This window comes from Brevundimonas sp. (genome assembly GCF_032055285.1).
In the GTDB taxonomy this organism is placed as follows: domain Bacteria; phylum Pseudomonadota; class Alphaproteobacteria; order Caulobacterales; family Caulobacteraceae; genus Brevundimonas.
Window position 1 is genome coordinate 57,164 of sequence record NZ_DAMBRE010000009.1, and the last position, 14,467, is coordinate 71,630.

The window sequence follows — 14,467 nt, forward strand, 5'->3', positions numbered from 1 at the left end:
CTCAGCGCAGGAAGCGTTCGACCGCCGCCTGGAAACGGCGCGGCTGGTCGATCATGACCATGTGCTCGGCCCCTTCGATCCGCTCGAAGGCGGCGGGCGTGCGCAACGAGCGGTAGCCGGCGCGAAACAGGCCGTCGATGTGGCTGCGCGGGCTGCGGTCGTCGGCGCTCCAGCCATAGACCACGGTGACCGGGGCGGTGATGGCCGGCAGGCGCGACCTCAGGTCCACCGTCATCACCTCATAGAGGCCCTGGGCCAGGGTGCGCCGGTCGCCGCCCTGCCAACCGAGCGTCCCGAACAGGCTGTCGGCAGCCCCGCCCATGTCGGCCCCCATGCCGCCCGCCTGGGTCTTCAAGGCCTCGTCGCCGAACAGCAGCAGGCCCTGATAGGCCAGCCGCGCCAGTGGCTCGACATCGCCGGTCGTCGCGCCCGCGCTGATCAGCGACGGGAAGAAGGGCGAGGCGTCCACCACCATGACCCGGCCCACCCGCGGCCCGGCGTCGGCGGCGACCCGCAGGGCGATCTGGCCGCCCATCGAGTGACCGATCAGGGCAGGTCGTTGCAGCCCCCGTTCGGTGATATAGCGCCGGATCTCGGCCGCCGCCGGCCCGCCGACCAGACCCTCGGCGTTGCCGCCTGCGGGCACCTCGCCAAAGCCCCGGACCGTCACCAGATGCACCCGGTAGCGGCCCTCCAGCGCCCCCGCCGTGCGCGCCCAGACCGCCGATGTCGAGGCCAGGCCTGGGATCAGGATGACGTCCGGCCCCTCGCCACGCGTCTCGACCACGATGCGGTCGGATTGAAAGGACGGCAAGCCGGCCGCGAAGGCCGTCACGGGACTCCAGAAAAGGATCAGAAGGCTCAACAGTATACGCGTCATGAGGTGAGCCTAGCCGTGGATCGCGGCGAAGAGGCGGCGTAAGGATCCAGTTGAATTTCCCCTGTTCCGGGTGTGAAATCGCCGCATCCTGGGGAGGATCCGATGAAACCAATTCTATTGACCACCATTTTCGCCGCCGCCGCCGTTTCGGCAAGCGCCGCGTCGGCCGAGGAATGGAACGCCTTTTCGCGCAACGCCCGACTGGTCTATCTCGCCGATGTCGGGGCCATCTACACCGTGGGCGACACCACCGAATTCCGCGTGGCTCGCGTGTCCCTGCAGACGCCGGCTGGCGACTACAGTCACAAGATCGATGAGTATCAAATCCGCTGCGGCGCCAAGCAGGCGCGGATCGTGGCTGAAATCGAGTATGGCGCGGACGGCGCCCAGGTCGAGCGCTATCCCGAAGCGGACGCGGCCTGGGACGACATTCGTCCCACCAGCCTGAGCGCCTATATCCTGCCCATCGTCTGCGAAGGCGCCCGCGCGGACGGCCCCAACGCCAGCTCCATCAAGGCCTTTATCGACGGCGGACGCGGCCAGTAGCCGCTCACGCGCCATCGCCGCGCAGTAAAACGGCCGCCCCAGAGATGGGGCGGCCGTTTCATTTTCCGTGGCTAGGGGGCGCTAAGCCGCGACGGGTTTGGGCGCATCGCCCTCGGGGATGTCGTCCAGTTCCCCCTCCCACTTGGCGACCACGGCGGCGGCGACGGAGTTGCCGACGACGTTGGTGGCCGAGCGGCCCATGTCGAGCAGGTGATCGACGCCGAGGACGATGGCGATCCAGGCTTCCGGCAGGCCGAAGTAGGTCAAGGTGGCCATGATGACCACCAGGGAGGCACGCGGGATGCCGGCGATGCCCTTGGACGTCACCATCAGCAGCAGCAGCATGAAGACCTGCTGCGAGACGCTGAGGTGCACGCCGTGCGCCTGCATGATGAACATGGTGGCGAAGGTGCAGTAGAGCATCGAGCCGTCGAGGTTGAACGAATAACCCAGCGGCAAGACGAAGCTGACGATGCGGCGACGCACGCCGACGGTGGGCAGGGCGTCCAGGATGCGCGGATAGGCGGCTTCGGAGCTGGCGGTCGAGAAGGCCAGCAGGGCCGGGGTGCGGATCACCTTGAACAGGGGCAGGACGCGACGGCCCAGCACCAGGGCGGCCGCCAGGAACAGCAGGCCCCACAGGATGCCCATCGAGCCGTAGAAGCCGAGCACGAACTTGGCGTAGACCGCCAGCATCTCCAGGCCTTGCGTGGCGATGGTCGAGGCCAGGGCGGCGAAGATGGCCAGGGGGGCCAGCTTCATCACGAACTCGGTCACCTTCAGCATGATCGAGGCGGCCTGTTCAACCAGGTTCAGCACCGCCGGCGCCTTGTCGTCCAGCGCCGCGACCGCCGTGCCGACGAACAGGGAGAAGACCACGATCTGCAGGATCTCGTTCTTGGCCATGGCGTCGAAGATCGAGGTCGGCACCAGGTGGGTGACGAAGCCGTGCAGCGAGAAGGCGTCGGTCGAGGCCGCCGGGGCCGTCGCCAGCGCCGCCTGCGGCAGGTGCATGCCCGCGCCCGGCTGCAGCAGTTGCACCATCACCAGGCCCAGCAGCAGCGACACCACCGAGGCGCCGATGAACCAGGTCATGGTCTTGACGCCGATGCGTCCGACCGAGGCGGCGTCCTCCATGTGGGCGATGCCCGCCACAAGGGTCGTGAAGACCAGGGGCGCGATGATCATCTTGATCAGGCGCAGGAAGACGTCGGTGATCAGATTGAGATTCTTGGCCGCCGCGGCAGCCTGGTCGGCGTCCAGCGCCTGGTTGACCCCCCAACCGACCAGCACGCCCAGGATCATGGCGCCGATGATGAGGTAGGCGAATATTCGGTTCATGCTCTCGTTCCAACAATACTCGGCCGCTCGTCGGAACTCTCCCCCCGACCCCAAGCGCCGCGCCCGTTCATGCAAGAACGGGGCAGATCTCTTCTGCCCCGCCTCGCTCGCTTCCTTGCTAAAGCCTAACGACCCGCGGGGCTAGATCGGAACGCGCTTTCGGAAGGCTGCAGTGGGAAGACACAGCGCCGCCGCGCCGCGAGTGCGACCGGGTGCTGAGCACCAAAAAGCCCCGCTACGGGTTGCAGCGGGGCTTTTTGATGTTTGGGTGCGGGAGCCCGCTCGGGCCACCACAACTTCAGCAGCACGATGGATTTTCCCGCCTTGCCTCTGCTCCATGCAAGGTCCTGCTGCGGTGATATCCGGCTAGGGAGCGCAGCTTGGTGATCCGCGTCTACGCACGCGCGTCTTCGGTTGCATTGACGACGGCAGACTAGCGTATTAGTGAACCGATACACCAATCAGACGCCTGGCTTTGCACTTCTCCATCAACCCCACGGACAGTCGCCCCATCTACGTCCAGATCATGGACGAGGTCCGGCGCGGCATGGCCTCTGGCGCGCTCGTCAGCGGCGACGCTCTTCCGTCTGTCCGTCAGTTGGCGACCAGCCTGAAGGTCAATCCCAACACGGTGGCCCAGGCCTATCGCGAACTGGAGCGTGAGGGCCTGGCCTATGTCCAGCGCGGACAGGGCACCTTTGTCGGGGCCGCGCGCCAGATCGACGACGACCGCACGGCCCTGGCTCTTGAACTGGCGCAGCGGTCGCTGGTCGAAGCCGCGCGCCTGGGGCTGAACACGGAACAATTCATTCAGGCGATCCGCTCGGTCGACTCCTCGAAAGCCCCGATCAAATGACCACACCCTCCCCTTCCATTGACGAAGCCGGCTTCGCCGTCGCCACCCGCGCCCTATCCAAACTCTATGGGCGGTCGACCGCCTTGAAGGATGTCGATCTTCGGGTCCCCGAAGGCGCCGTCTACATGTTGGCGGGCGAGAACGGGGCCGGGAAGTCCACCCTGCTGCGTCTTCTCCTGAACCTGGAGCGACCAACCGGCGGCCAGGCCGAGGTCACGGGCCTGGCGGCGGACCGCCACGGCGCGCGCGTCCGCGCCCGCGTCGGCTATGTGCCGGAAGGCTTCGGCATGGGACCGAGTTGGCTGACCATCGGCCGCTGGTTCGCCGAACGGGCCGTCTATTATCCGGCCTGGGACGCCGATTACGCCGACGCCCTGTGTCGTCGCCTGAACATCGACGCCACGCGACGGATCGGCCAGTTGTCCAAGGGGCAGGCGCGCCGCGCGCAGATCGTCGCCGCCCTGGCGCACCGCCCGCCCCTGCTTCTGTTGGACGAGCCCAGCGACGGCCTGGACCCCGCGGCGCGCGACACGATGCTGGAGCTGATCTCGGATCATCTGTCCCAGACCGGCTGCACCATCCTGGCCTCCACCCACCTGATCTATGAGCTGGACGCCCTGGTCGATCAGGTCGGGGTCCTGTCGCATGGTCGCCTGACGGCGCAGATGTCGCGCGACGCCCTGCGGGAAACCGTGAAAACCTATCGCATCCGCGCCCCCGAAGGATGGGAGACCGCCCCCGACATTCCCGGTGTGTTGCAGCGCGGCCAGTTCGGGCGCGAGCACAGCTGGGTCATCCGCGGCGACGAGACGGAGGTCGCCGCACGCATCGCCGCATCCGGCGGCGAAGTTCGGGACGTCGCCCCTCTCTCCCTCCACGACGCCGTCGTCCATCTGATGCGCCAGGGAGCGGCGTCATGACCACGAACACACGCCACGAACCGCCCCGCGCGATCGCCGTCTTTCAACTGCAGTTCAGGAAGATGGGCCGGATTCTGCGTCCCGAACTGATCGGCCTGGCCCTGATCCTCAGCCCTACGGCGATCATGGCCCTGGGCCTGCTGATGCACCGCGACGCCGCCCTGGACTATCCCCAGGAGCTGAGCTTCCTCCTTCCGGCCGCCGCCTTCCTTCTGCCCTTCAGGCTCTGGAACAGGGAGCGGCTGTTCAATCGCGGCGACTTCCTGCTCATGCCTGTCGAACGCCGCAAGCACATCCTGATCAGAGTCTGCGCCGGCGCGGTCTGGGCACTGGCTCTGGCGGCGATGGTCGTTCTTCTCTTCAATCTTCTGGCGCTGACGGCGGGTTCGCCGACCATCGGGGCGGCCTGGCGATGGCTGGTTCCGCTGGGGTCCGTGGCGACGGCCTATCTGCTGGGCAGCGCCCTGGTTCTGGCCCTGCGCCATCCCCTGCGGTGGACCGTCGGCCTGGTCCTCACGTTCGCGCTGCTCTCGGCCTTCGACCTCAGCGCCCCCCTGGAGCCCATGACCCGAGCCCTCGTCCACGGAAACCTTGGACTGCAGCCAGCCCTGACCGGCGGCGCCTCAATTACGGCCTGGGCCGTCGCGCTTCTGTTCTGGTTCGGGCTGAGCCTGATCGCAGTCGCCCTGGCCTCGCTGCGTCACAAGGAGGGCTGAGGATGGAAGGCTTCATTCACGACGCCGCCGCCTTCATCGCACGAAACGCCGCCTGGGCCGGGCCGTTGCTGGGCCTGATGACCTTAGGGGAATCCCTGGTGCTGGTCGGCGCCTTCGTGCCGGCCACCGCCCTGATGGCGAGAGCAGGCGTCCTGACGGCGACCGGCGTCCTGCCGCTGGCGCCGGTGCTGTTCTGGGGATGTCTCGGCGCGATCCTGGGCGAGGCTCTGTCCTATCACCTGGGCCGGCGGGCGGGACCGGCGATCTGGCGCCACAGGCGCCTGCGGTCTCAGCGGAAATCCGTGGCCCGCGCCCGCCTCTACTTCCGTCGCTACGGTGCGGCCTCCATCTTCTTGGGCCGCTTCCTGGGGCCGCTCCAGGCCGTCGTGCCCCTGACCGCCGGCGCTACCGGCATGGGCAAGGGCCGTTTTCATGTCGCCAATGTCCTGTCGGCACTGATCTGGACGCCCGCCATGCTTGCGCCGGGGTATGTCGCGGCCGGCGGCCTGGGCGGGTGGAATCCTGCCCCCTGGATCGCGGCCGCCGCCGTCATGAGCCTGGGTTGCCTGCTGGTCCTCCAGCCCCTGCTCGATGATAAATCAGGCGGATTTCTGCACCCGACATGACCGCGCCCCTGCTCCTGTCTGCCGAGGTGCCTGAGCTTCTTCTCGGCACGAGCCTCTGGCTCCTGATCTGCTTCGCCTTCGCCTTGAGCCGGCCACGCCGGCGGTCCTGACCGCCCCCTTCCCCCTCCATCAAAGAGATTTTCATGACACGCTCACAAGCGCGCCTGTCCGCCTGCCTGGTGTCCAGCCTTGTCCTGGCCCTGGCCGCGGGCACACCCGCCGTCGCCGCCCCCATCGCCGAAGCAGCGCCCGCCAAACCCGCCGCCTACAGCGCCGCGCAGTTCTATGAGACGATCGACCACCGGCTGGCCGGCGGCTCCGGCCTCGCCTTTTCCCCCGACGGCCGTTTCGTCCTGATGACCAGCGACCAGTCGGGTGTGTACAACGCCTATGCTGTTCCGGTGAGTGGCGGCGCCCCCGTCGCCCTGACGACCTCGACCACCAACGCCATAGAGGCTCTGAGCTGGTTCCCCACGGACGAACGGATTCTGGTGCTCACAGACAGAGGCGGCGATCAGCGCACCCGGCTCTATGTGCGCGAACGCGACGGCGGCTTGCGGGACCTGACGCCCGAGGGCCGGGTCACGTCGGATCTTCTGGGCTGGAGCGGCGACCGGTCCACGCTCTGGATCACGGCCACGGCGCCGGATCGCCGCGCCCCGGACATCCTGGCGCTAGATCCCGTCACCTACGAAAGTCAGCTGCTGTTCCAGAACCCCGGCATGCTGATCGAGGCGATCTCGCCCGACGGACGCTGGGTCGCCCTGCGCCGCCAATCCGGTTCGGCCGACAGCGACCTCTATCTCGCGGACCTGACCCAGGATGGCGAGCCACGCCTGATCACCCCCCATGTCGGGATGGTCCGTCACCACGTCTTCGACTTCACGCCCGATTCCTCCGCCCTGATCTTCGGCTCCGACGGCGCGGGCGAGTTCGGACGAGCCTATCGCTACGCCCTGGCCGACGGCGCCGTCATCGAGGAGTTGAAAGGCGACTGGGACGTCACCGCCGCCCATTTCTCTCCATCCGGTCGATACCGGGTGTCCGCCTTCAACGCCGACGCTCGAACGGAGATGACCGTCACGGACATGACCACCGGCGCGCCGATCGCCCTGAAAGGCGTCCCGGCGGGCGACATCGGCGCGGTGCGTTTCCGTCAGGACGAAGGACGGATCGTCTTCACCGTGTCCTCCTCCACCTCGCCTACGGACGTCTTCATCGCCGACCTGACGACGGGCGAGACCCGAAGACTGACCCATGCGCTGAACCCGGCGATGAGAGAGGACGACCTCGTGGAGGCCGTGGTCGTCCACTTCCAGGGCGAAGGCGGGGTGACGATCCCGGCCAACCTCTATCGTCCCGAGGGCGCCTCGGCCGACGCGCCGACGCCGGGCGTGGTCATGGTTCACGGCGGGCCGGGCGGGCAAGCGCGCCGGGACTATTCCCCAATCATCCAGCACCTGGTCAATCACGGCTACGCCGTCCTAGCGGTCAACAATCGCGGCTCGTCGGGTTACGGCAAGACCTTCTTCCGCATGGACAATCGGGCCCACGGCGAGGCCGACCTGCGCGACGTGGTCGCGGGCGGCCAATGGCTGCGCGACCAAGACTGGATCGCCGACGACCAGTTGGCGGTGATGGGCGCCTCCTACGGCGGCTATCTGGCCCTGGCCGCCCAGGCCTTCCATCCCGGGGCCTTTGAGGCGGCGATCGACATCTTCGGCGTCACCAACTGGACCCGCACCCTGGAGGAGGCCGCGCGCCTGCCTGAATCCCGCCGCACCGCCCTGTACGACGAGATGGGCGACCCCGCGACCGACGCCGAGCGCCACCGCCGCATCTCACCCCTGTTCCACGCGGCGAACATCGTCAAACCGCTGCTGGTCGTTCAGGGCGCGAACGATCCCCGCGTCCTCAAGGTCGAGAGCGATGAAATGGTCGCCGCAGTCAGGGCCAACGGGACGCCGGTGGAGTATGTAGTCTTCCCCGATAAAGGGCACGGCTTTCGCCGACGCGAGAACCGGGTGGCGGCTCAGGAAGCCTATCTGAACTTCCTCGACCGCCATCTGCGTTCCCCCGTCGCGCCTGAACGCCAAGGACCTGAGCGGACGACGAGGTGAAGATTCTGGCTCAGCTTCCGACGCTAGAGCCAGCCTTCCTCGCGCAGGGCGCCGACGCGTGCGCGCGACACCGGCGCCTCCAGTCCTCCGGCCAGGCGCAAGCGCATGTTGCGTCCATCCTCGACCACGCCGAGCACGCCCCCACGCGCCACCCACCACGAACGATGCGTCTGCGCCCCGTCCACGTCCTTCAGCCCCGCCATGGCCTGCGACAGGGACATCAGCACCAAGGCCGAGCCCTGCGGCGTATGCACCCGGACATAGTGATCCTCCATCTGCAGGCACAGGACGGTTCGTCCCAGCCGGGGCGGCAGCCGGTCGCGCGGATCGGCGGATTCGGCATCGGGCCTTTCCGTCGTCGCCTCACGCGGACGCGTCGCCCACATCATGCCCGCGGTGGCCAGGGCGCTGATCACCAGCCCCTGCCCATACCATTCCAACCAGCCGACCTGCCCCACCACCGGCCACAGCCGCATCGCCAGCGTCCGGCTGAGCACAACGGGCAGCAGGGTCAGCACCGCCACCGCGGGCGGCGTCCAGACCCAGACCGAAATCCCCCGCGCCTCGGCCTGCCGCGCCAAAATCGGCAGACTGACGCCGAAGGCCAGCCACCCGGCCCATAGGCAAACCACCCAATAGGCCGTGCGCACCGGCAGGGTCCCGCTCAGATAGCTGCCGAACGGCCCGATGATCCCTAGCCCCAGCCCCACGGCGGTCGAGACGGCGAAGCCCACGGCCGCCGCCCGCCATCGCCCGTCCTTCAGTCCCCACGAATCCATTCGCTCAGACTAGCAAGCGCTGCCGCCGATGACAGCCGTTCGCCGGACCGCGAACCCGTTCGCCCGTTCGCCCATATCCGCTGGCGCGGCGGGGCTACAGGGCCTCACACAGCCTCATCACCTTTCGCCATGAGGCCACACGCAATGAACACCGCCGCCCTGATCGCCGCCGCTTCCGTCCTGCTGGGCGCCTGCGCCGCGACCGCTGCGCCTGCCCCCATCGTCCAGTCGCAAGCCGCCCCCCTGATCCGCGACGGCGTCGCCGTCTCGCGCCTGACCATTCCTGACAGCCAGCAACCCGCCATCGAGGTCGGCGTCTGGACCCCGGCCCAGGCCGCAGCGACGCCGCGCGCCCTGGTCATCATCTCTCATGGCAACGGCGGCGACTATCGCAGCCATCATGACACGGCTGCAGCCCTGGCCAGGGCCGGCTTCGTCGTCGCCGCCCTGACCCATACCGGCGACAACTGGCGCGATCAGAGCCGCGCCACCGACCTTGTCGGCCGCACGCGCCAACTGTCAGTGTTGATCGACTTCATGACCCAGGACTGGGACGGTCACGCCGGGATCGACGCGAGCCGCATCGGCGCCTTCGGCTTCTCCGCCGGTGGTTTCACGGTTCTGGCGGCGGCGGGCGGCGATCCCGACCTCAACCGACTGGCGGACCACTGCCGCGCCAACCCCGGCTTCTACGACTGCCGACTGATCGGCCAGCACGCCGGAACGATGAAGGACGGCGCCGCCGCCCCGCGCCTGCCCCACGACGCCCGGCTCAAGGCCCTGGCCGTCGCCGCCCCGGCCTTGGGCTTCACCTTCACGAAGGACGGCCTGAGCAAGGTCACCCAGCCGGTCCAGCTGTGGCAGGCGGGCGCCGACCAGATCCTGCCCACGCCCTTCTATGTCGAGCCGGTCCGCGACGCCCTGCCCGTTCCGCCGGAATACCGACGCGTCGAGGGCGCCGCCCATTTCGACTTCCTGCCGCCCTGCTCGCCCGAACTGGCCGCTGCGGCGCCGATGATCTGCACGCCGACGCCAGGCTTCGACCGCGCAGCCTTCCACGAGACGCTGAACCGCGAGGTGGTCGCCTTTTTTAAAGCCCAGCTCTAGGCAACTCGAAAGCGCCAGCCATAGCCCCGGCCGCTGATCGGGGGGCCGCAATACGCCGACCACAAAATTGGCGTCATCCCAAACAGCACCGTCAACCAGACCTCACGCCTGCTCGAGCGCGCGCCGCTTCTCGACCAGGAAGTCCACCAAAGCTCTCATCTTGGGCGCCATCTGATCGCGCGAGGGCAGGTAGAGATCGAAACCGTCGAACGGCGGGCACCAGTCGTCCAGAACCCGGATCAGGACGCCGGCGGCGACATGCTCACGGACCACGCAGTCCATGTGCTGGACCAGGCCCAGGCCCTGCAGCCCGGCGCTAAGCATGGTCTCGTCCGCATTGGTGACGAAGGGACCGTGCGGCTCGACAGTGAAGTCCTGACCTGTGGCGGGGTCGTTGAATTCCCACTTCATGATCGGCCCCTGGACGCCGGGCCGGAAGGCGACGCAGTCGTGGACGCTCAGATCATGCGGCGTCTGCGGCGCCGGATGTCCGGCCAGATAGGCGGGCGAGGCGACCACAACCAGGCGCATGGGCGGACTGATCGGCACGGCGATCATGCTATCCGCCACCGCCTCGCGCAGGCGGACGCCCGCGTCGCAACCCTCGCGGATGATGTCGCCCAGGCCGTCGTCGATCACCAGTTCCAGTCGGACCTTGGGATAGCGCCTGTGGAACTCTCCCAGATGCGGCTCGATGAACTGGCGCGCGGCCAGACGCGAGGTGGAGATGCGGATTTCACCTCCCGGCTGCTCCCGGTCGTCGTCGAGGCCGATCACCGCCTGGGAGATGACGGCCAGGGCCGGTTCGATCCGCGACAACAGCAATCGCCCCTCCTCCGTCACCGACACCGACCGGGTCGAGCGGTTCAACAGGCGCACCTCCAGCCGTTCCTCCAGCGTCCGCAGGGTCTGGGACAGGGCCGAGGGCGAGACATTCAACCGCCGGGCGGCGGCGGTGAAGCCGCCCTCGCGGGCGACCTCGGCGAAGGCGGCGAGCGCCGGAAGCAGGGTGCGATCCATCCGCCCATTATGAAGGCAAACTTCAAGCTGATTGAAGGGGAGCCCGATTTTTCCGCCCAGAGGCCAGGATTAGGTTCGCTTCATCGAAACGCCCGCCGCCTCGACGGGCCAAACGCAGGAGCATCCCCATGCAGAGCGTCGCCATCCAGAACCCCGACATGGCCTGGTCCATCGCGGCCGACATCCGTTTCCCGCCGGGCTTCGACGAAAACAAGACCTATCCGACCATCGTCAGCGTCCACCCCTTCGGCAGTTGCAAGGAACAGACCTCGGGCAATGTCTACGGCCAAGGCCTGGCCGAGCAGGGCTTCGTCGTCATCGCCTATGACGCCAGCTTCCAGGGCGCGTCGGGCGGCTCTCCGCGCTGGATCGAGGACCCGACCCAGAGGGTCGAGGACATCAGCCGGGTCATCGACTACGCCGTCACCCTGCCCTATGTCGACGCCGACCGGATCGGCGTGATCGGTGTCTGCGGCGGCGGCGGGTACGCCGTCAACGCCACCCTGACCGAGAAGCGCATCAAGGCCGTGGTCAGCATCACCGGCGTCAACATCGGCCGCCTGTTCCGCGAGGGTTTCAGCAGCTACGACCCGCTCGGCGCCCTGAACGCCATGGCGGCGCAGCGCACGGCCGAGGCGCGCGGCGGCGCGCTTCAGGTCAATGAACTGCTGCCCGCCAGCCCGGACGCCGCTCGCGCAGCCGGTCTGACCGAGCGCGACGTGTTCGAGGCCACCGACTACTACAAGACCCCGCGCGGTCAGGAGCCAGGCGGCGCGACGCGGATGCTCTTCTCGCACGCCCAGAAGACCCTGGCCTGGGACGCCTTCGCCTTCGCCGAAACCCTGCTGACCCAGCCGGTCATGGTGGTCGTCGGACAGAAGGTCGGAGCCTTCGGCGCCTATCGCGACGGCATGAAAGCCTACGGCCGCGCCGTCGCCTCCAAGGATCGCCGCCTGGTCTCGCTGGCGGACTGGTCGCACTACGACCTCTACGACAGGCCCGAGCCCGTCGCCCTGGCGATGGCCGAGCTGGCTCCCTTCTTCCGGACCCACCTGTGACCGCGACGCCGGGGCGCATCCGCGTCCCGGCTCTCCCATCCAGAACGGACACACGAACCATGACCACCAACACCAAGAAGGCGCTCATCCTGGGCGCCGGCGGCCAGATCGCCCGCTGGGCCGTCGACATGCTGGGCGACCGCGACGACGTGGTCCAAACCCTCTATCTGCGCGCCCCGGCCAAGCTGGGCCGCACCCCGCCCGCCAACGCCCGCGTCGTCCAGGGCGATGTGATGGACGCCGAGACCCTGAAGGCCGCCATGACGGGTCAGGACGTCGTCTACGCCAACCTGTTCGGCGACATGGACGCCCAGGCCGAGGTCATCGTCGCGGCGATGAAGGAAACGGGCGTGAAGAAGCTGATCTTCGTCACGTCGCTCGGCATCTATGACGAGGTTCCCGGCCAGTTCGGCGAATGGAACCGCCGCGAGATCGGCAGTTATCTGCCGCCCTACCGACGCGCCGCCGACGTCATCGAAGCGTCCGGCCTGGACTACGCGATCCTGCGTCCGGCCTGGCTGACCGACGCCGACGAAACCGCCTTTGAGACCACGACCCGCGACGAGCCGTTCAGGGGCACGATCGTCTCACGCAAGAGCGTCGCCGCCCTGGCCGTCGACTTGATCCTGAACCTTGAGCGCATCACCGCCCTGAACCTGGGCGTCAACAAACCGAACACCGACGGCGACGCCCCAGACCTGCAGGGCTGACCGCCGCCCCTTCCAATCCATCAGACCAAGAGGATGAGTGAAATGACCAAGATCAGCTTCCCCAACAGCAACAACCCGACCATCGTCATGTCGGCCGTCATCAACTTCCCTGACGGCTTCGACGAGGCCAAGATCTGGCCCGCCGTCATCGTCTCCCACCCCGGCGGCGGCGTGAAGGAGCAGACGGCGGGGACCTACGCCCGCGAACTGGCCAAGGCTGGTTTCGTCACCATCGCCTATGACGCCTCCTACCAGGGCGAAAGCGGCGGCGAACCGCGCCAGTTGGAGAACCCCCATGTCCGCACCGAGGACGTCAGCGCCGTGGTCGACTACCTGACCACCCTGCCCTACGTCGACAAGGAGCGGATCGGAGCGATGGGCATCTGCGCCGGCGCCGGCTACACCGCCAACGCCGCCCTGCAGGACCCGCGCATCAAGGCGATCGGCACGGTCAGCGCCGTCAACATCGGCTCCATGTTCCGCAACGGCTGGGAGAACACGGTCAAGGACGCCGACGCCTCGCCCTACATCCTCGCCGGATCGAACGCCCGCACCGCCGACGCCGCCAGCGCCGACAAGGCCCGCATGCCCCTGGCCCCGGAAAAGGAGAGCGACGCCCCGAACGAGGAACTGCGTCAGACCTGGGAATACTACCACACCCCCCGCGCCCAGTATCCGACCGCGCCCGGCTTCACCACGGCCCGCAGCCTGAACCAGATCATCACCTATGACGCCTATCACAAGGCCGAGGCCTTCCTGACCCAGCCCATCCTGGCGGTGGCCGGAGCGGTCGCGGGCAGCAAGTGGATGAGCGACGACCTGATCGCCCGCGCCGCCAGCACGGACAAGAGCCTGCACGTCGTCGAGGGCGCCAACCACATGGATCTCTACGACGGCGAGGAATACGTCGCCGAGACCGTCTCTGTCCTGGCCCCCTTCTTCACGGCCAGACTGAGCGCCTGACTTCTCACCTCATCCGCCTCCGGCTTGAGCGCCGGGGGCGGATGCCTCCGTGAAGCAAGGCCTGTCTGATGCGCCTCGCCTCCCTCGGCGGTCGCGCCCCCCCCTGCCAATGCGGGTCTGCTATGCGCCAGTAGCGGTCCTTGGCTTCATGGCCGACCCGACGCTGGACGCCCTCTAAGTCTTAGAGCGGTAAAGCCTTTCGGAGACTGGCCGCCAGCCCTTCATCGGGTCCCAGAAGCGGTTTCGGCGGCGACGCTTCGGTCAAGCCCAGCATGTTCGCCGCCGCATACATCAGCCTTAGACTGCCGTGCGCGCGGAACAGAGTCTTCGCCGCCCGTCAGGGCATCGAGATCGTCGGCGCCTTCGAGGACGCCGGCATATCGGCGCTTCGATCGCCAAGCGCCCCGGCTTCATGGCCATGGAACACGCCGCCAAGGGCGACGTGCTCAACGTGGTGATCTGCGAAGCCCTAGACCGGCTGTCGCGGTCTCAAGCTGACATCGCCGCCATTTTTGAAGACTTGCGCTTCCACGGCGTCGCCATCCACACGATCTCGGAAGGCGCCGTCGACGAACTGCACGTCGGCCTCAAGGGCACGATGAACGCCCTCTATCTCGAGGAAACCCGCCGGAAGACCCGGCGGGGCATGGAGGGCGTCGTCCGGGAGGTCGGGTTTATGGCTACGCCATCCGCCGCGCCTTCGACGCCGCCGGCGAGCCGATCAGGGGCCTTCGCGATCTCGTCCCCATGCCCAAGATCGTCATGCTGGAACGGCCGAGGTGAAGTTCACCCGCTGGGAGGCGGGCGCTGAGGGCGCCGACTTCG

The 14,467-nt window shown here is 67.9% G+C and carries 15 protein-coding genes; 11 read left to right on the top strand and 4 right to left on the bottom strand.

Going from position 1 to position 14,467, the window contains the following annotated elements; translation table 11 throughout:
- Position 1: 1 nt before the first annotated feature.
- On the bottom strand, positions 2–880 hold the full coding sequence (locus tag RTY13_RS16005) for an alpha/beta hydrolase (RefSeq protein WP_312784943.1): 879 nt from the start codon (positions 878–880) through the stop codon (positions 2–4).
- 102 nt (positions 881–982) lie between these two features.
- Here RTY13_RS16005 and RTY13_RS16010 point away from each other — a divergent pair, with 102 nt between their 5' ends.
- Entirely contained in the window at positions 983–1,426 is a 444-nt protein-coding gene (locus tag RTY13_RS16010; protein WP_312784945.1) for a surface-adhesin E family protein, read from the top strand.
- A gap of 81 nt (positions 1,427–1,507) precedes the next feature.
- Here the strand turns inward: RTY13_RS16010 and RTY13_RS16015 are convergent, their stop codons facing one another.
- Positions 1,508–2,767 (bottom strand): dicarboxylate/amino acid:cation symporter, encoded by a 1,260-nt coding sequence (locus tag RTY13_RS16015; protein WP_312784947.1) that lies wholly within the window; start codon positions 2,765–2,767, stop codon positions 1,508–1,510.
- 475 nt (positions 2,768–3,242) lie between these two features.
- Between RTY13_RS16015 and RTY13_RS16020 the strand changes: the two genes are divergently transcribed.
- From RTY13_RS16020 to RTY13_RS16040, 5 genes are all read left to right on the top strand, one after another.
- Entirely contained in the window at positions 3,243–3,623 is a 381-nt protein-coding gene (locus tag RTY13_RS16020; protein WP_312784949.1) for a GntR family transcriptional regulator, read from the top strand.
- Positions 3,620–4,543: an ABC transporter ATP-binding protein gene (locus tag RTY13_RS16025; RefSeq protein WP_312784951.1), complete on the top strand. Its 924-nt coding sequence runs from the start codon at positions 3,620–3,622 to the stop codon at positions 4,541–4,543. The genes RTY13_RS16020 and RTY13_RS16025 overlap by 4 nt, the downstream gene beginning before the upstream one ends.
- Positions 4,540–5,259, top strand: a complete 720-nt coding sequence (locus tag RTY13_RS16030; RefSeq protein ID WP_312784953.1) for a hypothetical protein — start codon at positions 4,540–4,542, stop codon at positions 5,257–5,259. The genes RTY13_RS16025 and RTY13_RS16030 overlap by 4 nt, the downstream gene beginning before the upstream one ends.
- A 2-nt stretch (positions 5,260–5,261) precedes the next feature.
- Complete coding sequence (locus RTY13_RS16035; RefSeq protein WP_312784955.1) at positions 5,262–5,885, top strand: DedA family protein; 624 nt, start codon at positions 5,262–5,264, stop codon at positions 5,883–5,885.
- 143 nt (positions 5,886–6,028) lie between these two features.
- Positions 6,029–8,005 carry a S9 family peptidase gene (locus RTY13_RS16040; protein ID WP_312784956.1) on the top strand — a complete coding sequence of 659 codons (1,977 nt, stop codon included), beginning with the start codon at positions 6,029–6,031 and terminating at the stop codon, positions 8,003–8,005.
- Between the two features lie 23 nt (positions 8,006–8,028).
- On the opposite strand, the gene RTY13_RS16045 is transcribed toward RTY13_RS16040, so the two are convergent.
- Positions 8,029–8,784 carry a LytTR family DNA-binding domain-containing protein gene (locus RTY13_RS16045; protein WP_312784958.1) on the bottom strand — a complete coding sequence of 252 codons (756 nt, stop codon included), beginning with the start codon at positions 8,782–8,784 and terminating at the stop codon, positions 8,029–8,031.
- Between the two features lie 144 nt (positions 8,785–8,928).
- On the opposite strand from RTY13_RS16045, the gene RTY13_RS16050 reads away from it, so the two are divergent.
- Positions 8,929–9,891, top strand: coding sequence for a prolyl oligopeptidase family serine peptidase (locus RTY13_RS16050; protein ID WP_312784960.1), 963 nt, complete (start codon positions 8,929–8,931; stop codon positions 9,889–9,891).
- A gap of 102 nt (positions 9,892–9,993) precedes the next feature.
- Here RTY13_RS16050 and RTY13_RS16055 read toward each other — a convergent pair whose 3' ends face one another.
- Positions 9,994–10,911: a LysR family transcriptional regulator gene (locus tag RTY13_RS16055; protein ID WP_312784962.1), complete on the bottom strand. Its 918-nt coding sequence runs from the start codon at positions 10,909–10,911 to the stop codon at positions 9,994–9,996.
- Positions 10,912–11,039: 128 nt separating this feature from the next.
- On the opposite strand from RTY13_RS16055, the gene RTY13_RS16060 reads away from it, so the two are divergent.
- From RTY13_RS16060 to RTY13_RS16075, 4 genes are all read left to right on the top strand, one after another.
- Positions 11,040–11,969: an alpha/beta hydrolase gene (locus tag RTY13_RS16060; protein ID WP_312784964.1), complete on the top strand. Its 930-nt coding sequence runs from the start codon at positions 11,040–11,042 to the stop codon at positions 11,967–11,969.
- 59 nt (positions 11,970–12,028) lie between these two features.
- The gene (locus RTY13_RS16065; RefSeq protein WP_312784965.1) at positions 12,029–12,679 is read left to right on the top strand and encodes an SDR family oxidoreductase; all 651 of its coding nucleotides are present in this window, start codon (positions 12,029–12,031) and stop codon (positions 12,677–12,679) included.
- A 42-nt stretch (positions 12,680–12,721) separates the two neighbouring features.
- Entirely contained in the window at positions 12,722–13,642 is a 921-nt protein-coding gene (locus tag RTY13_RS16070) for an alpha/beta hydrolase (protein ID WP_312784968.1), read from the top strand.
- Between the two features lie 307 nt (positions 13,643–13,949).
- Positions 13,950–14,453 carry a recombinase family protein gene (locus tag RTY13_RS16075; protein ID WP_312784970.1) on the top strand — a complete coding sequence of 168 codons (504 nt, stop codon included), beginning with the start codon at positions 13,950–13,952 and terminating at the stop codon, positions 14,451–14,453.
- Positions 14,454–14,467: the final 14 nt, after the last annotated feature.

Coding starts and splice junctions, on each gene's coding strand:
- RTY13_RS16005 (WP_312784943.1), bottom strand. CDS start 880: ATGACGCGTATACTGTTGAGCCTTCTGATCCTTTTCTGGAGTCCCGTG.
- RTY13_RS16010 (WP_312784945.1), top strand. CDS start 983: ATGAAACCAATTCTATTGACCACCATTTTCGCCGCCGCCGCCGTTTCG.
- RTY13_RS16015 (WP_312784947.1), bottom strand. CDS start 2,767: ATGAACCGAATATTCGCCTACCTCATCATCGGCGCCATGATCCTGGGC.
- RTY13_RS16025 (WP_312784951.1), top strand. CDS start 3,620: ATGACCACACCCTCCCCTTCCATTGACGAAGCCGGCTTCGCCGTCGCC.
- RTY13_RS16030 (WP_312784953.1), top strand. CDS start 4,540: ATGACCACGAACACACGCCACGAACCGCCCCGCGCGATCGCCGTCTTT.
- RTY13_RS16035 (WP_312784955.1), top strand. CDS start 5,262: ATGGAAGGCTTCATTCACGACGCCGCCGCCTTCATCGCACGAAACGCC.
- RTY13_RS16040 (WP_312784956.1), top strand. CDS start 6,029: ATGACACGCTCACAAGCGCGCCTGTCCGCCTGCCTGGTGTCCAGCCTT.
- RTY13_RS16045 (WP_312784958.1), bottom strand. CDS start 8,784: ATGGATTCGTGGGGACTGAAGGACGGGCGATGGCGGGCGGCGGCCGTG.
- RTY13_RS16050 (WP_312784960.1), top strand. CDS start 8,929: ATGAACACCGCCGCCCTGATCGCCGCCGCTTCCGTCCTGCTGGGCGCC.
- RTY13_RS16055 (WP_312784962.1), bottom strand. CDS start 10,911: ATGGATCGCACCCTGCTTCCGGCGCTCGCCGCCTTCGCCGAGGTCGCC.
- RTY13_RS16060 (WP_312784964.1), top strand. CDS start 11,040: ATGCAGAGCGTCGCCATCCAGAACCCCGACATGGCCTGGTCCATCGCG.
- RTY13_RS16065 (WP_312784965.1), top strand. CDS start 12,029: ATGACCACCAACACCAAGAAGGCGCTCATCCTGGGCGCCGGCGGCCAG.
- RTY13_RS16070 (WP_312784968.1), top strand. CDS start 12,722: ATGACCAAGATCAGCTTCCCCAACAGCAACAACCCGACCATCGTCATG.